The 21,818-nt window shown below is 74.5% G+C and carries 22 protein-coding genes; 10 read left to right on the forward strand and 12 right to left on the reverse strand.

The window, feature by feature from the left end:
• Positions 1-5 precede the first annotated feature (5 nt).
• From ACIGZJ_RS12175 to ACIGZJ_RS12185, 3 genes are all read right to left on the reverse strand, one after another.
• Complete coding sequence (locus tag ACIGZJ_RS12175; RefSeq protein ID WP_396457081.1) at positions 6-1,574, reverse strand: protein kinase; 1,569 nt, start codon at positions 1,572-1,574, stop codon at positions 6-8.
• A 448-nt stretch (positions 1,575-2,022) separates the two neighbouring features.
• Positions 2,023-3,081, reverse strand: coding sequence for a hypothetical protein (locus ACIGZJ_RS12180; protein ID WP_396457082.1), 1,059 nt, complete (start codon positions 3,079-3,081; stop codon positions 2,023-2,025).
• Positions 3,078-3,902, reverse strand: coding sequence for an RNA polymerase sigma factor (locus tag ACIGZJ_RS12185; RefSeq protein WP_396457122.1), 825 nt, complete (start codon positions 3,900-3,902; stop codon positions 3,078-3,080). The genes ACIGZJ_RS12180 and ACIGZJ_RS12185 overlap by 4 nt, the downstream gene beginning before the upstream one ends.
• A gap of 362 nt (positions 3,903-4,264) precedes the next feature.
• Between ACIGZJ_RS12185 and ACIGZJ_RS12190 the strand changes: the two genes are divergently transcribed.
• The 5 genes from ACIGZJ_RS12190 to ACIGZJ_RS12210 all read left to right on the forward strand — a co-directional run bounded on the left by ACIGZJ_RS12190 (position 4,265) and on the right by ACIGZJ_RS12210 (position 8,404).
• On the forward strand, positions 4,265-4,951 hold the full coding sequence (locus tag ACIGZJ_RS12190) for a hypothetical protein (RefSeq protein WP_396457083.1): 687 nt from the start codon (positions 4,265-4,267) through the stop codon (positions 4,949-4,951).
• Positions 4,952-5,113: 162 nt separating this feature from the next.
• The gene (locus ACIGZJ_RS12195) at positions 5,114-5,815 is read left to right on the forward strand and encodes a VC0807 family protein (protein WP_396457084.1); all 702 of its coding nucleotides are present in this window, start codon (positions 5,114-5,116) and stop codon (positions 5,813-5,815) included.
• Between the two features lie 155 nt (positions 5,816-5,970).
• Positions 5,971-6,711, forward strand: coding sequence for a tyrosine-protein phosphatase (locus ACIGZJ_RS12200; RefSeq protein WP_396457085.1), 741 nt, complete (start codon positions 5,971-5,973; stop codon positions 6,709-6,711).
• Positions 6,712-6,865: 154 nt separating this feature from the next.
• On the forward strand, positions 6,866-7,573 hold the full coding sequence (locus ACIGZJ_RS12205; protein ID WP_396457086.1) for a class I SAM-dependent DNA methyltransferase: 708 nt from the start codon (positions 6,866-6,868) through the stop codon (positions 7,571-7,573).
• 81 nt (positions 7,574-7,654) lie between these two features.
• Entirely contained in the window at positions 7,655-8,404 is a 750-nt protein-coding gene (locus ACIGZJ_RS12210; RefSeq protein ID WP_396457087.1) for a Clp protease N-terminal domain-containing protein, read from the forward strand.
• Positions 8,405-8,455: 51 nt separating this feature from the next.
• Here the strand turns inward: ACIGZJ_RS12210 and ACIGZJ_RS12215 are convergent, their stop codons facing one another.
• The gene (locus tag ACIGZJ_RS12215; protein WP_392937074.1) at positions 8,456-8,947 is read right to left on the reverse strand and encodes an NUDIX domain-containing protein; all 492 of its coding nucleotides are present in this window, start codon (positions 8,945-8,947) and stop codon (positions 8,456-8,458) included.
• A 220-nt stretch (positions 8,948-9,167) separates the two neighbouring features.
• Here ACIGZJ_RS12215 and ACIGZJ_RS12220 point away from each other — a divergent pair, with 220 nt between their 5' ends.
• Positions 9,168-9,473 carry an STAS domain-containing protein gene (locus ACIGZJ_RS12220; RefSeq protein ID WP_396457088.1) on the forward strand — a complete coding sequence of 102 codons (306 nt, stop codon included), beginning with the start codon at positions 9,168-9,170 and terminating at the stop codon, positions 9,471-9,473.
• On the opposite strand, the gene ACIGZJ_RS12225 is transcribed toward ACIGZJ_RS12220, so the two are convergent.
• The 5 genes from ACIGZJ_RS12225 to ACIGZJ_RS12245 all read right to left on the reverse strand — a co-directional run bounded on the left by ACIGZJ_RS12225 (position 9,384) and on the right by ACIGZJ_RS12245 (position 13,568).
• On the reverse strand, positions 9,384-10,358 hold the full coding sequence (locus ACIGZJ_RS12225) for a sigma-70 family RNA polymerase sigma factor (protein ID WP_396457089.1): 975 nt from the start codon (positions 10,356-10,358) through the stop codon (positions 9,384-9,386). The genes ACIGZJ_RS12220 and ACIGZJ_RS12225 overlap by 90 nt on opposite strands.
• Before the next feature lie 129 nt (positions 10,359-10,487).
• On the reverse strand, positions 10,488-11,729 hold the full coding sequence (locus tag ACIGZJ_RS12230) for a serine hydrolase domain-containing protein (RefSeq protein ID WP_396457090.1): 1,242 nt from the start codon (positions 11,727-11,729) through the stop codon (positions 10,488-10,490).
• Between the two features lie 231 nt (positions 11,730-11,960).
• The gene (locus tag ACIGZJ_RS12235; RefSeq protein WP_396457091.1) at positions 11,961-12,233 is read right to left on the reverse strand and encodes a hypothetical protein; all 273 of its coding nucleotides are present in this window, start codon (positions 12,231-12,233) and stop codon (positions 11,961-11,963) included.
• A gap of 170 nt (positions 12,234-12,403) precedes the next feature.
• Positions 12,404-12,670, reverse strand: a complete 267-nt coding sequence (locus ACIGZJ_RS12240; protein ID WP_396457092.1) for a UBP-type zinc finger domain-containing protein — start codon at positions 12,668-12,670, stop codon at positions 12,404-12,406.
• A 55-nt stretch (positions 12,671-12,725) separates the two neighbouring features.
• Positions 12,726-13,568: a helix-turn-helix domain-containing protein gene (locus ACIGZJ_RS12245; protein WP_396457093.1), complete on the reverse strand. Its 843-nt coding sequence runs from the start codon at positions 13,566-13,568 to the stop codon at positions 12,726-12,728.
• Positions 13,569-13,738: 170 nt separating this feature from the next.
• On the opposite strand from ACIGZJ_RS12245, the gene ACIGZJ_RS12250 reads away from it, so the two are divergent.
• Both ACIGZJ_RS12250 and ACIGZJ_RS12255 read left to right on the forward strand, forming a co-directional pair.
• Positions 13,739-14,500, forward strand: coding sequence for an SDR family oxidoreductase (locus tag ACIGZJ_RS12250; RefSeq protein ID WP_396457094.1), 762 nt, complete (start codon positions 13,739-13,741; stop codon positions 14,498-14,500).
• Positions 14,501-14,553: 53 nt separating this feature from the next.
• Complete coding sequence (locus tag ACIGZJ_RS12255) at positions 14,554-17,208, forward strand: lysylphosphatidylglycerol synthase domain-containing protein (RefSeq protein ID WP_396457095.1); 2,655 nt, start codon at positions 14,554-14,556, stop codon at positions 17,206-17,208.
• A gap of 21 nt (positions 17,209-17,229) precedes the next feature.
• Here ACIGZJ_RS12255 and ACIGZJ_RS12260 read toward each other — a convergent pair whose 3' ends face one another.
• On the reverse strand, positions 17,230-17,424 hold the full coding sequence (locus ACIGZJ_RS12260) for a hypothetical protein (protein WP_396457096.1): 195 nt from the start codon (positions 17,422-17,424) through the stop codon (positions 17,230-17,232).
• A gap of 270 nt (positions 17,425-17,694) precedes the next feature.
• On the opposite strand from ACIGZJ_RS12260, the gene ACIGZJ_RS12265 reads away from it, so the two are divergent.
• Both ACIGZJ_RS12265 and ACIGZJ_RS12270 read left to right on the forward strand, forming a co-directional pair.
• A complete protein-coding gene (locus ACIGZJ_RS12265; RefSeq protein WP_392937053.1) occupies positions 17,695-18,336 on the forward strand; it encodes a class I SAM-dependent methyltransferase in 642 nt (213 codons plus the stop codon).
• Positions 18,333-18,917 (forward strand): TrmH family RNA methyltransferase, encoded by a 585-nt coding sequence (locus tag ACIGZJ_RS12270; protein ID WP_387946609.1) that lies wholly within the window; start codon positions 18,333-18,335, stop codon positions 18,915-18,917. Before ACIGZJ_RS12265 ends, ACIGZJ_RS12270 begins: the two co-directional genes overlap by 4 nt.
• Before the next feature lie 71 nt (positions 18,918-18,988).
• Here ACIGZJ_RS12270 and ACIGZJ_RS12275 read toward each other — a convergent pair whose 3' ends face one another.
• Positions 18,989-20,047, reverse strand: a complete 1,059-nt coding sequence (locus tag ACIGZJ_RS12275; protein ID WP_396457097.1) for an MDR family NADP-dependent oxidoreductase — start codon at positions 20,045-20,047, stop codon at positions 18,989-18,991.
• Complete coding sequence (locus ACIGZJ_RS12280) at positions 20,044-21,789, reverse strand: phytoene desaturase family protein (protein WP_396457098.1); 1,746 nt, start codon at positions 21,787-21,789, stop codon at positions 20,044-20,046. Before ACIGZJ_RS12280 ends, ACIGZJ_RS12275 begins: the two co-directional genes overlap by 4 nt.
• Positions 21,790-21,818 lie beyond the last annotated feature (29 nt).

The following is a 21,818-nucleotide window of genomic DNA, read 5'->3' on the forward strand; positions in this document are numbered from 1 at the left end:
GGGGGCTAGTCGTTGTCGTCGGCGGAGGCGTGCAGGGAGTTGATCAGGGTGCCGAGGCGGGAGTTCCAGCTCTGGTACGTGGGACCGTCGATGGCGTGCTTCTTGGAGAGGTCGCGGACGGTCCGCTGGGCGTTCTTCAGCTCCTGGGCGGCGTCGGCCGGCCGGCCCTCGTTGAGTCGGGCGGTGGCGTCGTCGAGGGTGCGCAGGAGGTCGAGCTGGCGCTCGCGCTCCTTGGGCATCTGGGCCTGGGCGACGTTCTGGCGCAGGGCGTTGATCTGGGTGGCGGCCGCCTGGGTGCGGACCGGGGATGCGCTGGGCGCGGGGGTCGGGGTGGGGAGGGCCGTGGGGGAGGCCGAGGGGGTGGGGGCCGCGGTCGACGGGGCCGGCGCCGAGGCGGCCGGGACGGCCGGAGCGCTCTGGGCGGGCTTGGCGGCGGCCGGGGTGGTGGCGGGCTCGTCGAAGGCGGTGAGGGCGAGGACCGCCGCCCCGGCGATGCCGACCAGGCCGAGGGCGCCGAGGAGCAGCGGCTTGCGGCCGCTCTCCCGGACCGGCGGGCCGAGCGGCGGCTGGGCCGGGACGGGCGCCATCAGGGAGGTGGCCGGCTGGGCGGGCTGGGCGGGCAGCGGAACGGGGGGCAGGAGCCGGGTGGCCTGGCCGGCCGAGGCGGCGGCGAGCAGTTCGCTGGTCGGGTCGGAGACGGCCAGCCCCGGGATGGTGGCGAGGAGCTCGTACCGGGCCGCGGCCGCGTGGGCGGGCCGGTCGGCCGGGTCCTTGGCGAGCAGGCGCAGGACGGCGGCGTCCAGGGCGGGCGGCAGGCCGGCTCTGCGGGCCGACGGCGGCGCCGGCTGCTCGCCGACGTGCTTGTAGGCGATCGCCACCGGGGTCTCCGCGACGAACGGCGGGACTCCGGTGAGCATCTCGGTGAGCACGCAGCCCACCGCGTACAGGTCGGTGCGGCCGTCCAGGTCGGAGGCCGTGGCCTGCTCGGGGGACAGGTACGCCGCGGTGCCGAGCACCGAGGCCGCCTGGGTGAGGTTGCTGGAGGCGCCGGCCCGGGCGATGCCGAAGTCGACGACCTTCACGCCCCCGTCGTTCGTGATCATGATGTTGCCGGGCTTGATGTCCCGGTGCACCAGCCCCGCGCCGTGCGCGACCTCCAGCGCCTCGCAGACCGCTGCCGCGATGCCGACGGCGCGCTCCACCGGGAGGCCGGGCTGCTGCGCCAGCAGCGCGGCGAGCGAACGGCCCTGGACGAGCTCCATGACGATGTACGGCGAGCCCTGGTCCACGCCGGAGTCGAAGACCATGACGATCCTCGGGTGGACCAGCATGGCCGCGTGCTGCGCCTCGCGGCTGAACCGCTCGGCGAAGCGCGGGTCGTCGGCGAGGCCCCCGTTGAGGACCTTGACGGCCACCTGGCGGCCCAGCACGTGGTCCACCCCGCGCCAGACCGTGGCCATCCCGCCGACGCCGAGTATCTCGACGAGTTCGTAACGCCCGTTCAGCGCCCGTCCGATCACCTGGAACCGCTCCCCTCGCCTGCCCTGCCCGGGGCCCCGGACCGGCACGTGCACCTGTGCACGATAGCGGCCGGGGTGGCGGGGCCAGACGGCTCGGGAGGGCCGGGGGCCGTCCCGAAGGGGGAGACGGCCGGGGAACCGGGCAGCGGATCCCCGGCCGCCGGCTCGTGGTCGTACCGGGGAACGGTCACGGTCGGTCCAGGTCGATCTGTCCGCGCGGGGCGGGCCGCGCGGGGTGCGGGCCGACCACTGCGGGGCGGTCGGCCAGCGAGGTTCCGGCCCCGGGTCGGAGCGGCGGCGCGTCCGGGGAGTTGCGCCGCCGATCCGACCCGGGGAGCCGGGTCCGGGTGGACGGCGGGCACGGGGGGGCCGACCGGCCACCCGGAGTCTTCGGGTGGGTCCTGCTGGTCCTACGGGTACTGCGGGGTACTGCGGGTGGTTCGGTCCGGACGGGCGACGGGCCCGGGGGGATTCGCCCGCCGCCCGTCCGGAGTTCGGGGGGCTACCTCTTGGGGGAGGCCTCGTCGGGCCGCTCGGTGCGGTCCGGTTTGGTGCGGGTACCGGTGGGGGCCGGCGCGCTCGGCAGGGGCGGGACGACGACCGGGGCGGTCGGGGTGCCGGGGTCCTTGCCACCGCCGCTACCGCCGGTCTTCCCGTCGCCGGTGCCACCGGTCTTGCCGTCCCCGGTGCGGCCGGAGCCGCCGGTGTCGCGCGGCTGCGGGGTGGCGCTCTGGCGCTCGTCGTCGCTCGCGCGCTGGAGCACCGCCCTGCAGTAGTCGTCCACCCGGTCCGGACCACCGGCCTCCGCGACCAGCGGCCCGAACAGCGGCTCCACGACCAGCAGGCGCGGGCGCTCGCCCTTGCCCGCCCGTTCGACGAACCCGCGGCAGAGCGCGACCACCACCACCGGGGCCGGCAGGCCGCGGGTCTGCGCCGAGGGCGGCACCGGAACGGCACCCGACGGCTCGGGCTGCGGCGCACCGGCGGACGGCCCGGCCGTGGGCGCCCCGCCGGTGGACGGCGCGGCGCCCGGCCGCGACGGACCCGCACCCGCCGAGGTGCCCGCCGTACCCGGCTCGGGTGCGGGTACGGCGGCGGGACGGGAGCTGCCGGGTGTGCTCGGCGCGACGAGCGTCCGGCGGCCCGGGTCCTCCGGTCCTCCGCCCAGCGCCGACGGCAGGTTGCCCGTACCGGCGGCGACCGCGACGCCGCCGAGCGCAGTGGCCCCGAGCACGACGGCAACGGCCTTCGTACTGAAGGCCCTGGCCAGCGCGGCGGTTGCCATCGATCGTCTCCGGACGGGTGCGGGTACGGCGGACACTGCTCGGTCGGACGCGAGACGGGCCTCCCGGAACGCGGACAGGGCCGCCTCCTCACCGGCCAGTTCGCCCGCCGTCGCCGGAGCGGCGGCTGCGGCGAGCACGCGGGCAACCCCCGTACGCCCAGTGCCGTCCGATCCGGTGAGGGAGGCGTCCTGCCCGGCCGACGGTCCGCCCACGGCACCGCCGAGCAGCTGCTCGGCCGTGTCAGGGTCGATCCGGCGGGATCGGTTGGTGCTCATCTCATGTCCTTCAGCGTCGCGGCCCGGCGTTCTGTCACACCTTGCGGAGGAATTTCTTTCCGGCCGTGTTGCCCGCCGTTCGGCGGCCCCGCCGGTGCGCCCGCGTCCACCCCGTGCCGCGCGGCCGGCTGCCCGGTCGGTCGCGCGGCGGGGCGGGCGGGGAACCCCGCGCCTTGCTCCAGCAGCTTGGCGAGTCGGCGCAGCCCCCGGTGCGCGGCCATCCGGACCGTGCCGGCCCGTTTGCCGAGGACCCGGGCCGCGCTCTCCGCGTCCAGCTCCATCACCACCCGCAGCAGTACCGCCTCGGCCTGGTCCCTCGGCAGCCGGGAGATCAGCGCCAGCGCGTCCCCCGTACCGACGGCCGCCAGCGCCGCGCCCGCGGTGTCGTCCCCGGCGGCCAGCTCGGCCAGGTACTCGACCGGCAGGTCCGCGACCGGGCGCCGACGTCTGGCCCGGAGGTGGTCCAGCGCGCGGTTGCGGGCGATGGTGGCCGCCCAGCCGCGGAAGCCGTCCCCGTCGCCGGAGAAGGTGTGCAGGTCGCGGGCGATCTGCAGCCAGGCCTCGGAGGCGATGTCCTCGGCGTCCTGGGCGTCCTCCGGGCGCCCGCCGACCAGCACCCGCAGGTAGCGCAGCAGGCCCGGCTGGATGCTTCGGAAGAGCAGTCGGAACGACTCCTCGTCGCCGTCCTGCGCGGCCCGGACGGCCGACGTCAGGTCGATCGGGACGGATGGAGGCGGGTCGGCGGCCGGGTCTGGTCCGGCCCGGCCGACGCCGCTGTCGGTGCCCGCTCCGGGGCGCTCTGCACTCTGCACCCGCCACATCATGAGGCATCCGGCCCGGGAGCCCGACCCGCCCGGACGCCGACCCACGGGCAGCGCGGCACCGTCGCCCGACCCGTCCGGGCACTGCCGAGCACCCCGGACCAAGGCCCGCAAACCTTCAGGTCAAAGGTCCTTTTAGCTATACACCTTCGCCTGCGGCAATAAATGGCGCCTTACACCTACGTTGTAGGTATCGGTTGCAGTGTCGGCCACTCCCCTGCCGACCCCCGCCACCCCGCCGTGCCCCGTTGTGAGGCCGGCCTCAGCACCGCCACGGCCCGCCACCCCGGCCCGGCCGCGCCCGCACGCCCACCCGGCCGCCGACGGCCCCGCCGGGTCACGACCCACCAGGAATGACCGCGATGACGCCTGCCGACCGGCTCTATGCGCAGGGCCTGCGCGAACACCTCGCGCCCGCCCTGCGCGCGCTGGGCTTCTCCGGGTGGCGCCGCACGTTCAGCCTCCCCGACGAGACCCACTGGGCGCTGCTCGGCGTCGTCGAGCGCCCGGCCGCCGACCGGATGCGCTTCACCTTCGACCTCGGGCTGGTCCGCAAGCCGGACTGGGCCGCCGCCGCCTTTCCCGGCCTGCGCCCGGACCCGCGCGCCGTCTACGGCCTGGAAGCCTGGCGGGCCCGGATCGGCGAGGTGCTGCCGGTCGGCGAGGACGTCTGGTGGGAGGTGCTGCCCGGCCCGCGCTGGCAGGTCGCCCTGGACGACTCGGTCGCCGCCGTGCGCCACTACGGCCTGCCCGAACTGCTGCACCGGATCGAGCGGGACCGCGGCGGCACCGGCGAGACCTACCTCTCCCCCGCCGAGCTGGACCAGGTGAACGGCGTGCTGCTGGACGCGTCGGTGGCCCGGATCCAGCGCGCCGAGCTGGCCGACAAGGCGCTCGTCCTGACCGGAGCGTGGACCAGGACGGACGCCACCGCCCGGGCCGTGCTGCGGGGTGTCGCGGACGGGTTCCTGTCGGCCGGGGACGAGCGGTTCGCCACGGTGCGCTGCCTGGACACGCTGGGCCGGGAGCTGTGGCTCTTCGACCGGTGAAGGCGCAGGTCGGAGCCACTGTCACGGCGGACACCATGACAACCGTCATGCGGATTCCGCAACGGACGGCACTGATCTGACGCAGGGTCCGCCCCGGAGACTGGAGGCACGACGCAGGGCGGCAGCCCGCGAGCCGAGCACCAGTCCGGGGAGGAACCCACCATGAGCCAGACCCTCACCACCACCGCCACCGCCACCGCGAAGACCCCGAACCCGGTCGCGGCCGCGCTCCGCCCGCTCGCCGTCGACGTCGCCGCCCCGCTGGCCGGCTACTACCTGCTCCACTCGGCCTTCGGGATGAGCGAGTTCGCCGCCCTCGCCTGGAGCGGCGCGATCCCCGCCGTCCGGACGGTCCACGGGCTGCTCCGCGAGCGCCGGCTCAACCTCTGGGCGTCGATGATGCTCGGCGTGAACGTCGCGGGCCTGGCGCTCACCACCGTCACCGGCGACGCCCGGCTGATGCTCGCCAAGGACGGCGCGCTCAGCGGCACCCTGGCCCTGGCCATCCTGTTCTCCGTGCTGGTCGGACGGCCGCTGATGTCGCCGATGCTGATGCCCTTCCTCACCAAGGGCGACCGGGCCCGCGGCGCCGCCTGGGAGCGGCTGGCGGGCGGGCGCTCGGCCCACTCGCGCGCCTTCCGCCGCCACGAGCGGATGTTCTCCGGGATCTGGGGCACCGCGCTGCTGGCGGAGTGCGCGGCCCGGGTGGTCGGCGCCTTCACCCTGCCGGTGGCCACCATGGCCTGGCTGTCCACGGTGTTCCTGATCGGCGCGATCGCCGCCGGCTCGGTGCTCGGCCACGCCGCCGCCGACCCGATGGAGAAGCTGGTCCGCACCGAGGCCGCCGAGCCCACCGGCCGCTGACCGGCCGGGCGTCCGAAAGCCTGACCATTCGACAGCCTGACCATCCGACAGCCCGAAAGCCCGACCACCCGACAGCCGCCAGGAACCATCCGGGAGCCCCCGGAGTCCTCTATAACGAGGGGGTAACGAGCCCCCGGTATGAAACGGGGAGCCTGATGAGCCGGACGCACACGCTGACCACCGCCACCGAGGACCGCACCCTGGTCTGGGACGGCTGCCTCAACGTACGCGACCTCGGCGGGCTCCCCACCCGCTCCGGCGGACGGACCGCCCACCGCGCCGTCGCCCGGGCCGACAACCTCGACCGCCTCACCGCCGAGGGCTGGGACGCCCTCCTCGACCACGGCGTCCGCACCGTCGTCGACCTGCGCAACATCGAGGAGTACAAGCCGCTGCTGCCGCTCCCGGCCGGCGTCGACCTGGTCCGCGTCCCACTGGACGAACTGGCCGGATCCGACTGGTGGAAGACCTACGGCCACCTGGACGGCACCCCGCTGGCGCTGCGCCCGTACCTCGACCACTGCCCGCGCGCCGCCGCCGAGTTGATCGCCACCATAGCCGGGGCCGGTCCCGGCGGCCTGGTCGTCCACTGCGGCGCCGGCCGCGACCGCACCGGCCTGGCCGCCCTTCTGCTGCTCTCCCTGGCGGGCGTCGAACCCGCCGGGATCGTCGCCGACTACCTGCTCAGCGCGCCCAACGTCCGCCCGCTGTACGGCATGCTCGGCCTGCCCGACCAGTACCGGCGGATCGACTCCGTGCTCGCCGACGCCGGCACCACCGCCGAGGACGCCCTGTTCGCCGCCCTGGACGGCTTCGACCCGGTCGACCACCTGCTCGCCGCGGGCGTCGACCCCGCCGACCTCGCCGCCGTCCGCGCCCGGCTGCTCGGCGCCTGAGAGGCCGAGCGGTCGAGCGGCTGCCGGAGTCCGGCGGCCGCACCCGCCCGGTTCGCGGCACCGGTCACCCCCGGCAAAGGGCCCGCGGTCGAATCGGTCCGCACGCGAGGTAATTCACTCGCCCGCCGCGCGACGCCGTGCCAATACTTCACCCATGGTGCAATTCTCCGACTTCGACTCCCGCAACTACCCCACCGTCGACGTGCGTTCCGGCTACGCGCAATGGGTGGACAGCTACGAACAGACCGTCGAGGACACGATGGACCTCGCCGTCCTCGACCGCCTCACCACTCCCGACTGGACGGACGTCCGCCGGGCCGCCGACCTCGGCTGCGGCACCGGCCGCACGGGCGCCTGGCTGCGCGGACGGGCCGCTCCGGGCCTGGTGCTGGACGGGGTGGACCTCACCCCGGAGATGCTGGCCGCCGCCAAGGCGAAGGGCGCGCACGACAGCCTCACCGAGGCGGACGTCGCGGACACCGGCCTGCCTGAGGGCGGCTACGACCTGGCCGTCTCCTCGCTGATCGACGAGCACCTGGCCGACCTCGGCCCGCTCTACCGCGAGGCCTGGCGGCTGGTCCGCCCCGGCGGGCGGTTCGTCCTGGTCGGCCTGCACCCGTACTTCATCATGGCGGCCGGCATGCCCACCCACTTCACCGGCGCCACCGGGGAGGACATCGCCATCACCACCCACGTCCACCTGGTCAGCGACCACCTGAGCGCCGGGCTGGCGGCCGGCTGGACGCTCACCGAGATGTCCGAGGCGGTCGTGGACGACACCTGGATCGCCCTGAAGCCCAAGTGGGAGAAGTACCGCAGCCACCCGGTCTCGGCGGCGTACGTCTGGCGGAAGCAGGCCTGAGCGGCCATCCGGATGACTCAACTCGCATAATCGTCAACCGGCCGTTGACGATCCAGGGGTCGACAACCTACGGTTGACGGCATGGAGAATCCTGTCGTTCCCACGACCAGTCCGCTGCGCCTCGACGACCTGATCGACGCGATCAAGAAGGTCCACAGCGACGCGCTCGACCAGCTCTCCGGCGCGGTCATCGCCGCCGACCACCTCGACGACCTGGCCGACCACCTGATCGGCCACTTCGTCGACCAGGCCCGCCGCTCCGGCGCGTCCTGGACGGACATCGGCCGCAGCATGGGCGTCAGCAAGCAGGCCGCCCAGAAGCGCTTCGTCCCCAAGGATCCGGGCGCCCCCACGGACCTCGACCCCAGCCAGGGCTTCAGCCGGTTCACCGACCGGGCCCGGCACGTGGTGATGGCCTCGCAGGACGAGGCCCGCCAGGCCGGCAACGACGAGATCGGGCCGGGGCACATCCTGCTCGGCCTGCTCGCCGAGCCGGAGGGCCTCGGCATGAAGGCGCTGGCCGCCCAGGGCGTCGCCCCGGACGCGGTCCGCACGGCCGCGACCGCGGCGCTCCCGGCCGCCGCGGCCGAGGTGCCCGGCCTGATCCCGTACGACGCCCAGGGCAAGAAGGTGCTGGAGCTGACCTTCCGGGAGGCCCTGAAGCTGGGGCACAACTACGTCGGCACCGAGCACATCCTGCTGGCACTGCTGGAGCTGGAGAACGGCGGCGGCGTGCTCAACGACCTCCGGGTGGACCAGACCGAGGCCGAGACCTTCACCAGCGAGGCCGTCGCGGCCCTCATCGCGGCCCGGGCCACCGAGCCGCAGTGACCCGCACGCCCCGTCCGCACACGGCAGGCTCCGGCTCCGGCCGGAGCCTGCTCAGAAGCCCGACACGCGGGTGGTGATGATCCGCACGCGGCCGTCGGCGGCCGCCTCGATCGCCGCGCGCAGCCGCAGCGACCGGGCGGGGCCCAGCAGTTCGAGCGCCTCCTGGTCGGTCACCCAGCGGTAGTCGTCCAGCTCACCGGCCGGGACGGTCACGGGGGTGCCGTCCGGGACGGTGCCGAAGTCGAAGAGGAAGTGCTCGGCGGGGTGGTCGAGTTCGTCCGAGGCGTGGGTCCACGAGATCGCCAGCAGGTCACCGGCCGGCCGGACGAGGCCGGTCTCCTCCAGCAGCTCCCGCGCGGCGCACTCGGCCGGCCCCTCGCCCAGGTCGATCGTCCCGCCCGGGAACTGCCAGTACTCCCGGTACCCGGCCTTCACGATCAGCAGTCGACCCGAGGCGTCCCGCAGCACACCCCCCGCGGCCGCGTAGATCCGCGGCAGGGAGGCCAGCCACTCTTCCCGGGACTTCAACGGCTCGGCCGCCATGGTGCTGCTCCTGGACTCGGGGGAACCACAAGGGGTCAGGCAGACGCGGGCACCCGTGCGGGACACCGCGCGGCCTACTCTGCCACGGGCGGGATGCGGGCGGCAGGCGGGCGGTGCCGGCCTGTCTGCCGCGTTCGGAGGCCGCCGCCTCCGAGGGGGGATTTTGCGACAACCGCGCCCCGGGCCGATGAGTCGGGGCCGCCGAACCGGTCCACCCTGCATGAACACCGACCGAGAGACCCCGACCGGCCCCGTGCTGACCTGCGATGTCGGCGCCCTCACCCGCCCTGACCTGGCCGTTCTCGACGCCCTCGCCCGCCTGCAGCTGGCCGCCGGACGCCAGGGCGTCCGGGTCGTCCTGACGAACGCGGGCGGCCCCCTGCGGGAGCTGCTCGCGCTGGCCGGGCTGTCCGACGCCCTGCCGGTGGCGGATTCCCTAGGCGTCCAGCCGGGCCGGGAGGCCGAACAGCGGGAAGAGGGTGTCGGTGTCGAGGAAGTTGGTGAGGCCGGCGATCCGGTCCGCTGACACCTCCAGCACGATCAGCGCCCACGGCTCGTACCCGCCCGCCGGGCTGGGCCGGTACTGGCCGAAGGCCGGGCTGCCGTTGGCCTCCACCGGGACGAGCCGCGAACCGCGGCAGCCGTGGCCCGGGCCGAGCATCCACGCGCGGATGTCGCCGTGGCCGCACAGCCACAGCTCGTACGGCGGCATGTTCAGCGTGACGTCCTCGTGCAGCAGCGCGGCCAGCCCGTCCATGTCGTACGCCTCGAAGGCGCTGACGTAGCGGGCGAGCAGCGCGCGGTGCTCCTCGTCCAGCGCGGGGGCCGGGCGGGCCGCCGCGGTGTCCGCCGCGAGCACCGAACGGGCGCGCTGGAGGGCGCTGTTGACCGAGGCCACGGTGACCCCGAGCAGCTCGGCTACCTCGGCGGCCCGCCAGCCCAGGACCTCGCGCAGGATCAGCACCGCCCGCTGCCGGGGAGCCAGCCGCTGCAGCACGGCGATGAAGGCCAGCCGCACCGACTCGCGCTGGGCGGCCACCTCGGCCGGGTCGGCCGTCTCCGGGACGACCCGGCCGTCCGGTGCGGGCCCGATCCAGGTCACTTCGGGAAGCTGCGCCTCGGTCGCGGTGGCCACGGTGGACGGGCCGGCCAGGTCCATCGGCCGGGCCCGGTTCTTGCGGCCGTTCAGCGCGTCCAGGCAGACGTTGGTGGCGATCCGGTAGAGCCAGGAGCGCAGGGCGGCCCGGCCCTCGAAGCCCTGGTGGCCGCGCCAGGCGCGGACCATCGTCTCCTGCACCGCGTCCTCGGCCTCGAAGACCGAGCCGAGCATGCGGTAGCAGTAGCCGGTCAGCTCGGTGCGGAACCGCTCCAGTTGGAGCTCGACCGGCTCCTGCGTCAACTGCCCTGTCATCGACCTGTGCCCCTTGCGTACTCTCGGTCACCGCGCACCGCCGACGACCGCGGACGGCCGACCCTCTCGCCGCCGCCGTCACCGCCCGACTCGAACGGCCCGAACGTACCGCAGACCACTGACAACCGGTCAGCCCGTCTGCCCGTAGACCTGGCCGGAGCCGAAGGAGGTGGTCACGATCTGCCACAGCTTGGGGAACTCGCCGCCGGAGATGTCCGTCGGGTTGAGCGAGAGCACCACCTTGCGGCTGAGGTCGCGGGTGGCGAAGACGGCGCTGGAGTAGCCGGGCCGGGAGCCGGTCTTGCCCCAGACCACGGTGCCGTTGGGCAGGGTGGCGCTCATCAGGCCCTTGCTGAAGCAGGCATGGCCGGCGGTCGGACCGATCTCGCAGTTCTTGTTGCGCTGGTTGGGCACGTCCGGGACGTTGAACAGCTCGGCCTGCTGCGCGGGCGGCAGCAGCCGGCCGCGGAACAGCGCGGTCACGAAGCGGTCCAGGTCGGCGGCGGAGGAGATCATGCCGCCCTCGGCCCACGGCCAGGGGCTCTGCTCGGTCACGTCCACCAGCCGCCGGACGCCGTCCGGGCCGGTGACCGCGACCCGTCCCGACGCGTGCGGGCCGGGCAGCGCGAGGTCGTCGCGGCCGGGCACGAAGGTGTCGCGCAGGCCCAGTGGGCGGGCGATCCTGGACTGCACCTCCTGGGCGAAGGTGCGGCCGGTGACCTTCTCGATCACCAGGCCGGCCACGAAGGTGTTGATGCCGTTGTACTGCTGGGCCGTACCGGGCGCGAAGCCCATCGGCTGGGCGACCGCCGCGGCGACCACCTGGGCGGGCGTCCAGGAGTCGGCCCGGTGCTCGGCGAACCACCGCTCGCTTCCGTCGCCGGAGGTCAGGCCGCCGCCGCCCGGCAGGCCGCTGGTGTGGTCGAGCAACTGGCCGACGGTGATCGGCGGGTAGTCCGCCGGCAGCAGGCCGGGCAGGTGGTGCTGGACGGTGCCGTCCAGGTCGAGCCGCCGCTCGGCGGCGAGCTGCAGGACGACGGTGGCGGTGAACACCTTGGAGATGCTGCCGATCCGGAACCGCGCGTCCGCCGGAACGCCCTCCCCCGCCGTGCCGGACCAGCCGCCGCCCCGGCCGTCGACCCGGACCAGCGCCCCGGTGACCTGCTCGCTCGGCAGGTCGGCCAGCGTCTTCGCCAGCGCCGCGCGGTCCACCGGCCCGGCCAGCCGGAGGGCGGCCGCGGCGGCGCCCGACCCGCCCGGCGTCCGGTCGGCCGCGAGGGCCGGGGTGGCGACACCGGCGGCGACGGCGGCCAGCAGTGCACCGGAGACGGCGAGGGTGCTCCAACGGCGGTCGCGCTTGGGCGTGTTCATGGGCTTGGTCTCCAACAGGGGCTCGTCCGGCGGCATCCGGTCTCCGGTGCCTGGTTCGAGTCTGTCGGCGGGCGGCGCACCGGCCATCCGGGGCGGACCCCGATCACGCCCCGAGCGGCCCCCGAGAGCCCCCGGGGGCCACCCCTGAGGACGCGTCAGGGGCGGGGCCCGCCCATGGGCCCCCACCCCTGTCCGACCTGGCCGCTCAGCGTGCGGAGTCGGTGCGCGGAGTCAGTGCGCGGAGTGCTTCTCCGCGCCGCGGTGGCGGTGGCCCTTGAGCTCGGCGTGCATCGCGGGGGCGGAGTGCATGGCCGCCGCCCCGACGTCGCGCCCGCCGTGCCGGAAGGCGTCGCCCCCGAGGGACATGCCGCCGCCGGCGGGTGGCGCGTTGGTGCGCAGCTGCGGGGCGAGGGGTCCGGGGCTCGTCGCCATCCCGCGGCGCTCCAGCAGCTCCTGGGTGCCCCGGCGGAGCTTGTTCGTACTGCTCGGCGTTCGCCTGGTCATCGTCGGCCTCCCTTCGGCGGTCACCGGCCACACGGACGCGGGGCCGGGAGGGCCGCACGGGCGTTATGTCCGGATTTTAGCCGTCGTACACCTGATCGCACCCGGAGAGAGCGGCCACAGGTGGACGGGCGGCAGGTGGACGGCAGCGGCAGGGAGGCGGCGCAGCGGCCTCAGCCCATGACCTCATGGACGAAGCACCAGCGCCAGTCCTCCCCCGGCTCATAGGAGCGGATCACCGGATGGGAGCTGTTGTGGAAGTGCGCGGTGGCGTGCCGCTGCGGCGAGAAGTCGCAGCAGCCGATGTGCCCGCAGTCCAGGCAGAGCCGCAGGTGCACCCAGTCCCGGCGGCCCTCGGCGAGGCAGTCTGCGCACCCGTCCGTGGGCGGCATCGGCGCGATGTCCCGGGGGGTCGCCGTGAGGTCTTCGCACGCGCTCATGGACGCAGGGTAGTGACGACCGGCCCGGGCGGCGCCTCAAGACACGCCCCGCCGCTCACTCCACCGCGGTCCGCGCCCCGGAGGCCGACCAGCTCGCGAGCAGGGCGAGCCGCTGCGCGGTGGCCGATCCGGGCGGGGCGGTGTAAGCCACCAACAGCTGGTCGGGCGAGCCGTTGACGGCCAGCGTCTCGTAGCCGAAGTCGAGTTCGCCCACCACCGGATGGTGGATCAGCTTGCCGCCGTGGGTCTTCTGCCGCACCTGCTGGTCCGCCCAGAGCCTGCGGAACTCCTCGCTGCGCACCGCGAGTTCACCGATCAGAGCACTCAGCCGGGAGTCCTCGGGGTAGCGGCCCGCGTCCAACCGCAGATAGGCGACGGTCTCCACGGCGACCGCCTCCCACTGCGGGTAGAAGTCGCGGGCCGCCGGATCCAGGAAGGCCGTCCGGGCGGCGTTGCACTGGCCGGGCGGCAGCGCGGAGAACCCGTTCACCGCGTCCCCGAGGGCGTTCCAGGCGAGCACGTCCATCCGGCGGCCGAGCACGAAGGCCGGCACCCCGGGCATCAGGTCCAGCAGCAGCCGGGTGCCCTCCCGGACGGCCTGGTGCCCGCGCGCGGGGGCCGCCGCCCGGGGCGGGCGGGCCAGCGCGCGCAGGTGCGCCGCCTCCACCTCGTCCAGCCGCAGCACCCGCGCCACCGCGTCCAGCACCGCGTCCGAGGCGCTGGAGCCCCGGCCCTGCTCCAGCCGGATGTAGTAGTCGACGCTGACGCCCGCGAGCTGGGCGACCTCCTCCCGGCGCAGGCCCTGCACCCGGCGCCGGCCGTGCACGGGCAGCCCGACCTCCTCCGGCTGGATCCGGGCCCGGCGCGAGCGGAGGAAGTCCCCCACGGTGTTCTCCATGCCCCGCAGCGTAGCCCCGGGCCCACCGGCCCAGGGTGGTACCGGCGTTCCCAGGATGAGCAGACCCGGGTCGGGCCGTCCCAGGTGCACCACGGCCCTGGGTGGAGCCGCCCGCCGCGCGCAGAGTTGTCCCCGTCAGCCCGCCCCGAACGCCACGAAGGTTGGACCCCATGAGCTACCCCGCCCTCGCCGCCCGTACCGCCGTCGTCACCGGAGCCGCCAGCGGCATGGGAGCGGCCACCGCCCGTCTGCTCGCCGCGAACGGCGCCAGGGTCGCCCTGCTGGCCCGCCGCACCGAGCGGTTGGACGCACTGGCCGCCGAGCTGGCCGCCGCCGGCGGCCAGGCCCTCGCCGTCACCGCCGACATCACCGACCAGGCCTCGGTGGACGCCGCCGCCAAGGCCGTCCGCGACGCCTACGGCCGGGTCGACCTGGTGGTCAACAACGCCGGTGTGATGCTGCCCAACCCGCTCACGGACGGCCGCCTCGACGAGTGGACCCGGATGATCGACACCAACCTCACCGGCGCCCTGCGGATCATCCGCGCCTTCGCCGCCGACCTCACCGCGGCCGCCGCCGACGGCGGCACCGCCGACCTGGTCAACGTCTCCTCGATCGCCTCGCACGTCTCCTTCCCCGACTACGCCGTGTACGGCGCCACCAAGGCCGCCCTCACCCAGCTCTCCACCGCGCTGCGCACCGAGTTCGGCCCGCTCGACGTCCGGATCAGCGCCGTCGAGCCCGGCCTGACCGACACCGAGCTGGGCGGGCACATCGACAACCCGGCACTGCGCGAGCAGCTCGGCGGGATGTTCACCGCGATCCCGGCGCTCACCGCCGAGGACATCGCCGACCTGGTCGGCTACACCGTCAGCCGCCCCCGGCACGTCAACCTGCGCCGGATCGTCGCCCTGCCCACCCGCCAGGCCTGACATTCCCGGGCGACCGCGCCGACCGCCGTGGGAGCATGCCCCTCGTGGCCATCGTGACGCAGAGATCGGACAGCGGTACCGGCGGTACCAGCGAGACCGGCATACCCGGCGGACCTCCCGCCGAGCCGGCCGAACCCGGGACCGGGCGGATCCGGCAGCCGGTGGCACTGATCCGGCTGTTCGTCGGGGTCGCCGCGATCGCGCTGACCCTGCTGCTCGCCGACTACGCCCGGGCCACCACCGGTGGCGTCGCCGCCGATGTCGCCCAGCTGGCCCGGCTGGTACCGCGCCCGCTCGCCAAGGCCGTCGGGGTGCTGTCCACCGCCGCCCTGCTGCTGGTACCGGCCTACTCGGCGGCCCGGCGACTGCTCGCCGCCGACCGGCGGCGCGGGCTCCAGCAGGTCGCCGACGGCCTGCTGGCCGCCGTCCTCGCCTACGGCGTCTCGCTCGCCTTCGGCCTGTGGGCCGACGGCCTCGCCCCCGTCTCGGTGCTCGCCGCACTGACCCAGTCACTGCCCGACGGCGGACTCGGCCACACCGAGCCGGTGTACGGCTACCTCGCGCCGGTGCTCGCCTTCATGACGGCCTCCGGCGCCCGCGAGCGCCGGGTGCCGTGGGCGGTCCTCGGGGTCTCCGGACTGGCCGGACTGGCCGGCGGGTACGCCACCCCGACCGCCCTGCTGCTCGGCCTGCTGATCGGCTGGACCACCGCCCACGGCACCCTCTACGCCGTCGGCACCCCGGACCCCCGGCCGCAGCCCGACCGGCTGCTGCGGAGCCTGCGCGAGGCGGGCCTGCGCCCGACCGCCGCCCGCCCGGCCGGCCCGGACCGCTACCGCGTCGAGCAGCAGGGCGACCGCCCCGACCTCGACGTCCAGCTGCTCGACCGACAGGCGGTGACGGCCGCCCTCGTCCAGCGCGCCTGGCGCCGGCTGCGGCTGCGCACCGCCCCGCACCCCCGGGCGCTGCGCTCGCTGCGCACCGGGCTGGAGCACGAGGCCCTGGTCTCCTACGCCGCCGTCGCGGCCGGCGTCCGCACCCGGCGGATCGCCGCCACCGCCGAGCTGGGCCGGGACACCGCCCTGGTCGCGTACGAGTACCTGCCCGGCCGCACCCTGGACCGGCTCGCCGACGAGGAGCTCACCGACGCGCTGCTCGCCGACGCCTGGACCCAGCTCTCGCTGCTCCAGCGGCGGGAGATCTCGCACCGGGCACTGGTCCCCTCCTCGGTGCTGGTCGACGAGGCCGGCGCGGTGCACCTGGTGGACCTCGCGGACGGCGACATCGCGGCCGGCGAACTGGTGCTCTGCTGCGACATCGCCCAACTGCTCACCACCCTGGCGCTGCGGGTCGGCGCCGAGCGCGCGGTGCGCAGCGCGGTGGCGGTGCTGGGTCCGGACGCCGTCGGCGCGGCGCTGCCGCTGCTGCAGCCGATCGCGCTGGCCCGCGGCACCCGCGGCGCCCTGAAGCAGGCCGCCGCCGCCCAGCGGGCCGCCGTGCGGCAGGCCGAGCAGAGCCAAGGCCCGGGCCCGGGGAGCCAGAGCCCGGAGAGCCAGAGCCCGGAGAGCCAGGGCGCGGCCGACCCGGCCACCGCCCCCCGGGTACCCGTGCAGCGCACCGCCTCCGACGCACCCGACGCCGCTGCCACCACCGCGCCCGACACCACCGCCCCCGACACCACCGCGCCCGCCCAGCCGGTGGAGCTGCTGGACGCGATCCGCGCCGAGGTGCTGCGCACCCAGCCGCAGGCCCCGGTGCGGCCGGTGAAGCTGGAGCGGCTGCGGCCGCGCACACTGCTCGCCGTGGTCGGCGGGGTGGTGGCCGGCTGGCTGCTGCTGCCGCAGCTGTTCGCCAGCGAGCAGAACCCCGTCGCCACCATCGCCGACGCCGACCCGGCCTGGCTGGCGCTGGCCCTGCTGGCCGCGGCGGCCAGCCACGTCACGGCGGCGATGGGGTTCGTCGGCTTCGTGCCGGAGCGGCTGGACTTCCGCAACGCCGTGTTCGCCCAGGTCGCCGGGGCCTTCGTGAAGCTGGTCTCGCCCGGCGGCGTCGGCGGGGTCGCGCTGAACACCCGCTTCCTCCAGCGGGCCGGGATCCCGACCGCCCAGGCGCTCTCCAGCGTCGGTGTCGGGCAGCTCTTCGGCCTGGTGCTGCACCTGCTGCAGCTGGGCGCCTTCGTCTACCTGCTGGGCCTGGAGCCGGGCGGCTCCGAGCTGGACGCGCTGCCGGCCGTGGTCGGCGGGCTCGCGGGCGCCGCCGTGCTGCTGGGGCTGGTCTCCGCCGTGCCGCCGGCCCGGCGCTGGCTGGCCGCCCGCCTGCGGCCGCTCACCTCCGAGGTGCTGCCCCGGCTGCTGGAGCTGCTGCGCAACCCCGGGCGGCTGGCGGTCGGCCTCACCGGCCAGCTGCTGGTCTCGATCTGCCTGGTCGCCTGTCTGTACTGCTGCACCCGGGCGGTCGGGCGGGAGCCGGCCTTCGCCTCGGTCGCGGTGGTGTTCCTGATCGGCAACGCCGTCGGCAACGCGGCGCCGACCCCGGGTGGGGCCGGCGCCGTGGACAGCGCGCTGGTCACGCTGCTGGAGCACACCGCCTCCATGGAGGAGGGCGGCGCGCTGGCCTCCGTGGCGCTCTACCGCCTGCTGACGCTGGTGCTGCCGGTACTGCCCGGCTGGGCGGCGTTCACCTGGCTCCAGCGACGCGGCGCGCTTTAGGCCCTGTCCGGCCGAGAGCGCCTACTCCCGGTACTCGTCCTCGTCGAGCTGGACGATCCGGCTCTGCTCCGCGACGTCCGCGACCTCGGTGGCCGGGTCGGCGCCGAGGGCGCGGCGTTCGGCCAGCTCGTCGTACTCGTCGCCCTCCTCGGCCTCCTCGTCCGGCTCCACGGCCTCGGCGACCTCGTCCAGATAGTCCTCGGGATCTTGCGGCATGGCGTCCGTCCTCGCTGTTCGGAGCCTCCCACGGGCCCTGGTGGGGGTACTGGAAGTATCCGCCGCCGAGCGCTCGGACGCGATGTGCCGCCCGGCGCCCGGCGTGTTGCCGGGCCCGGCCCGCCCGGTGCCGCGGAGACCCACTGCACCGCCCCCCACCTGCGCGGATGCCAGGCCGAAGGCCACCGGGGGTACCATCAGTGCCGTACCAGCAGGGCTTACCCGCACCCACCCGGTGGCCCCGAGGCCCAGACGAACGACGGGGAAAGCATGTCCGGCTCGCACTACTTCACCGGTGCACCCGAGGTCGCCAGCGAGCGCCGGCCGATCACGGTCTCCCTGCCGGACCTCACCCTGGAACTGACCACCGACACCGGCGTGTTCTCCCGAAGCCGGCTGGACCCGGGTACCCGGGTGCTGCTGGAGCACGCCCCGCTGCCCCGGGTCCGCGGCCCGATCCTGGACGTCGGCTGCGGCTACGGCCCGATCGCGCTGACCTGGGCGAGCAGGCGCAAGCGCCTCCCGGTGTGGGCCGTGGACATCAACACCCGCGCCCTGGAGCTGGTGGAGCTCAACGCGCAGGCCCTCGGCCTGGGCAACGTGCACGCGGCACTGCCGGAGGACGTCCCCGCGGACCTGCGGTTCGCGGCGATCTACTCCAACCCGCCGATCCGCGTCGGCAAGGCCGCCCTGCGCGGGCTGCTGCACCAGTGGCTCGGCCGGCTCACCCCGGACGGCTCGGCCTTCCTGGTCGTCCAGCGCAACCTCGGTTCGGACTCGCTGCAGAAGTGGCTGAACGAGCAGGGCTACCCGACCACCCGCGCCACGTCGGTCAACGGGTTCCGGATTCTGGAAGCGCGGCCCCGCCCGGAGGGCGCGGGCCCCGAGAGTGGACGAGGTACGACGTCGTGAAGCAGCTCCGCGGGACCGAACTGAAGCGCCTGCACCGCCAGTGGCGGCGCAGCAACGAGTTCCGGCTCGCGATGATCCTGGAGAACCTGCAGTCGCCGTTCAACGTCGGCTCGGTCGTCCGGACGGCGGCCGCGATGGGCGCCGAGAAGCTGTACCTGACGGGCGACACCCCGTCGGTGCGCTCGTCGGGCGCGCAGAAGGCCGCGATGGGCACCGACAAGTACCTGAAGGTCGAACACTTCCCCACCGTCGCCGAGGCGGTGGCCTCCGCCAAGGCGGACGGCTTCAAGGTGGTCGGTCTGGAGCTGGCCGACGAGGCGGCGCCGCTGTTCGGCACCGAGCTGACCCCGGCGGTCGCCTTCGTGCTCGGGCACGAGGACCGCGGCATCACCCCCGACGCGCTGGCGCTCTGCGACGCGGTGGCGTTCGTCCCGCAGCTGGGCCGGGTCGGCTCGCTGAACGTCTCGGCGGCCGCGACGGTGGCCTGCTACGAGGCGCGCCGCCAGGGGTACGCGATCAGCGGCACCCCGGACGGCAGCGACCCGGGCGGTCTGGACGGCCTGGACGGCGACGACGACTGACGGCTGACGGCTGACCGCGGGTCGGCCGGAACGGGAGGAGGGCGGGCCGGCGGCCCGCCCTCCTCCCGTTCTCACACCTCGACCAGGACCTTGCCCCGGTTGGCGTCCCGGTCCAGGAAGAGGCTGCGGTAGGCCTGCGGGATCGCGTCGAAGCCCTTGTGGACGGTCTGGTGGTAGCGGATCCCACCGCTTCGCACCAGCCCGCCGAGATCCTCGTGCATCTCGGTCAACTTCGCCTCGGTGAACCACTCCTGGGCGAAGATGCCGCGGATGGTGGTGCGCGGGAACATGATGTACGGCAGCAGCCTGGGCCCGGTCAGCTCGCCGTTGACCGTCGTCGCCCACTGCCAGCAGACGGCGACCCGGCTGTCCACGTTGAGCATGGTGAACACCGCGTCGGTGACGCTCCCGCCGAGGTTGTCGAAGTACCGGTCGACACCGTCGGGGGCGGCCGCCAGCAGCGCCCCGCGGACCTTCTCGGCGTCGTCCGCCTGGTCGTACAGCACCACCTCGTCGAAGCCGAGCTCCCGCAGGTACGCGGCCTTGGCGGCCGAGGCGGTGGTGCCGACCACCCGGCCGGCGCCGGCCCGCCTGGCCAACTGGCCCACCAGGGTGCCGATCGAGCCGGAGGCGCCGCTGATCACCACGGTGTCGCCGGGGCGGACGGCCAGGAAGGTGGTGAGGGTGCCCCAGGCCGTCATCCCCGGGGCGCCCATGATGCCGAGCGCGGTGGAGAGCGGCAGCCGCTCGTCGTAGTGGGCCGGGTCGAGCCGGCGGTAGGCCGGGAAGACCATCGGGAAGATGCCGGTCTTCCACAGCTCCTCGGCGCCGTTGTGGACGACGTGGCTGCGCCAGCCGCCGAAGCCCTGCACGAGGTCCCCCACCTGGAAGGCCGCCTCGGGCCCGGCCTCCAGCACCTCCATGACGGAGTCGGCGCCCATGTGGTCGCCGATCGGCGTCTCCAGCGCGAGGCCGTTCTGGTACGGGTCGACGGAGACGTACCTGGTCCGGAACAGCATCTCGTCCGGGCGCAGGCGGATCTCGACCTCCTCCGTCACCTTCCGGTAGATCCGGTTGACGTCGGGCACCCCGTCGAGGTGCTCGCGGACCACCCACTTCTCGATCTTCATGCCAGGGCCCCTGTCGAAACGGTGCTGGTGGACGGGATCTCCTCGACCGGGGCGGCCTGCTGCGGCGGGCGCCCGACAGGGAGGATCAGATGGGTCGGCGGCGGCGCGCTCTCGTCGATCTCGGCGTGGAACTCCCGCCCGTCGTCGCGGCAGACGAACTGCATCACGTGCCGTCCGGCGGCGGCGGCCCGGATCAGGCCGCCGATGGTGGCCCAGACCCCGGAGAGGTAGAAGTCGGAGAGCCCGGGCAGCACCGGGCCGTTCTTCTTGATCTCCTCCTCCACCGTCTCGCTGCCCTCGACGAAGGGGTTCCAGCCGGGGAAGGTGCCGTCGTAGACGCCGGTGTAGCGGACCTGGGTGAGCGGGGTGGAGACGTCCGCGACGGCCACGGCGTCCTTGAAGCCGGGGAAGCGCTCGTCCAGGAAGGAGACGATGCCGCCGCGGACCCTGCGCTTGGCCGCGGTGTACTCCCGGCCGTGCTTGACCGGCAGGGTGTGCAGCTCCTCGCCGCGGCGCACCCGGGAGGACTGCTCCGGGCCCTCGCGCAGCGCCCGCCAGGGCTCGATGTCGGAGAAGTACGTCGCGAACACCACGGTGGACTCCCGCGGGGCCAGCTCCGGGTAGTGCCGGGTGCGGAACTGCACGTTCATGCTCGGGCAGCGGATGCCGGTGAGCCCGGCGGCCTCGTGCTCGTCCAGCAGGTAGGTGGTGCACGGGTCGCCCTCCGGGAAGGGCCGGCGCAGGCCCAGGAAGAGGGAGACGTAGCCGGGCGACAGCTGGCCCGGCTCGTCGATCAGCGAGGTGTACAGCCGTCGGTAGGTGTCGTTGAGGTAGCGGCCCTTGAGCAGCTTCATCACCGTGGTGTGGCCGTCGGCGGCGGAGACCACGATGTCGGCGCGGAACTCCCGGCCGTCGCTCAGCCGCACGCCCACCGCGCGGTCGTCCTCGACCAGGATCTCCTCGACCTTGGCGTTGTAGGTGATCTCGCCGCCGAGCTTCTGGTAGCGCTGCTCGATCGAGCGGGCCAGGCCGAGCGAGCCGCCCTCGGGCACCCCGGCGGCCTGGTTGGCGTGCGAGGCCAGCTGGAAGTAGAACGGCAGCACCGGGAAGGCCGGGTGCTTCTCGTAGAGGATGAAGTTGAAGGCCTCGCGCAGCAGCGGCTCGCGGAAGCGCTGCGCGTAGTCCGTCATCAGCACGGTGATGGACCGGCGGATGGTGGTGAAGTAGGGCAGGAACGAGGCCAGCATCCGCCAGCGTTCGACCCGGCCCATCAGGCCGACGGGCTTGAGGAACGGGTACACCGCCAGGGCCTTGCGAAAGGTCCGGATGCCGTCGCAGAACTCCCGGATCGGGGCGGCGTCGGCCGGTGAGATGCCCAGCAGGTGGGCCTCCAGCCGGTCCGGGTCGGAGTAGAAGTACACCGCCCGGCCGTCCCGGCCGCGGACGATGTTGAACGCGTCGAAGTGCCGCATCTCCTTGCCCTGGAGGGCGCCCAGCTCCAGCCAGATCTGGTACATCTCGTTGCCCGGGCCGTTGCCGAGCAGCCAGCTGATGCACCAGTCGAAGGTGAAGTCGCTGCGTTCCCAGCCGGTGCAGGAGCCACCGGGGATCTCGTGCATCTCGAAGATCCGGGTGCGGTACCCGTTCATCCGGGCGTAGCAGCCGGTGGAGAGGCCGCCGAGGCCGCCACCGACGATGATCATCGTTTCTCGCCGCCGTCTGTCAGCGGTGTCCCGCGCCATGTCTCTGGCCTTCCTCGTGGTCCTCGGGG

The sequence above is a fragment of the Kitasatospora sp. NPDC052868 genome (genome assembly GCF_044547105.1).
Lineage (GTDB): Bacteria > Actinomycetota > Actinomycetes > Streptomycetales > Streptomycetaceae > Kitasatospora.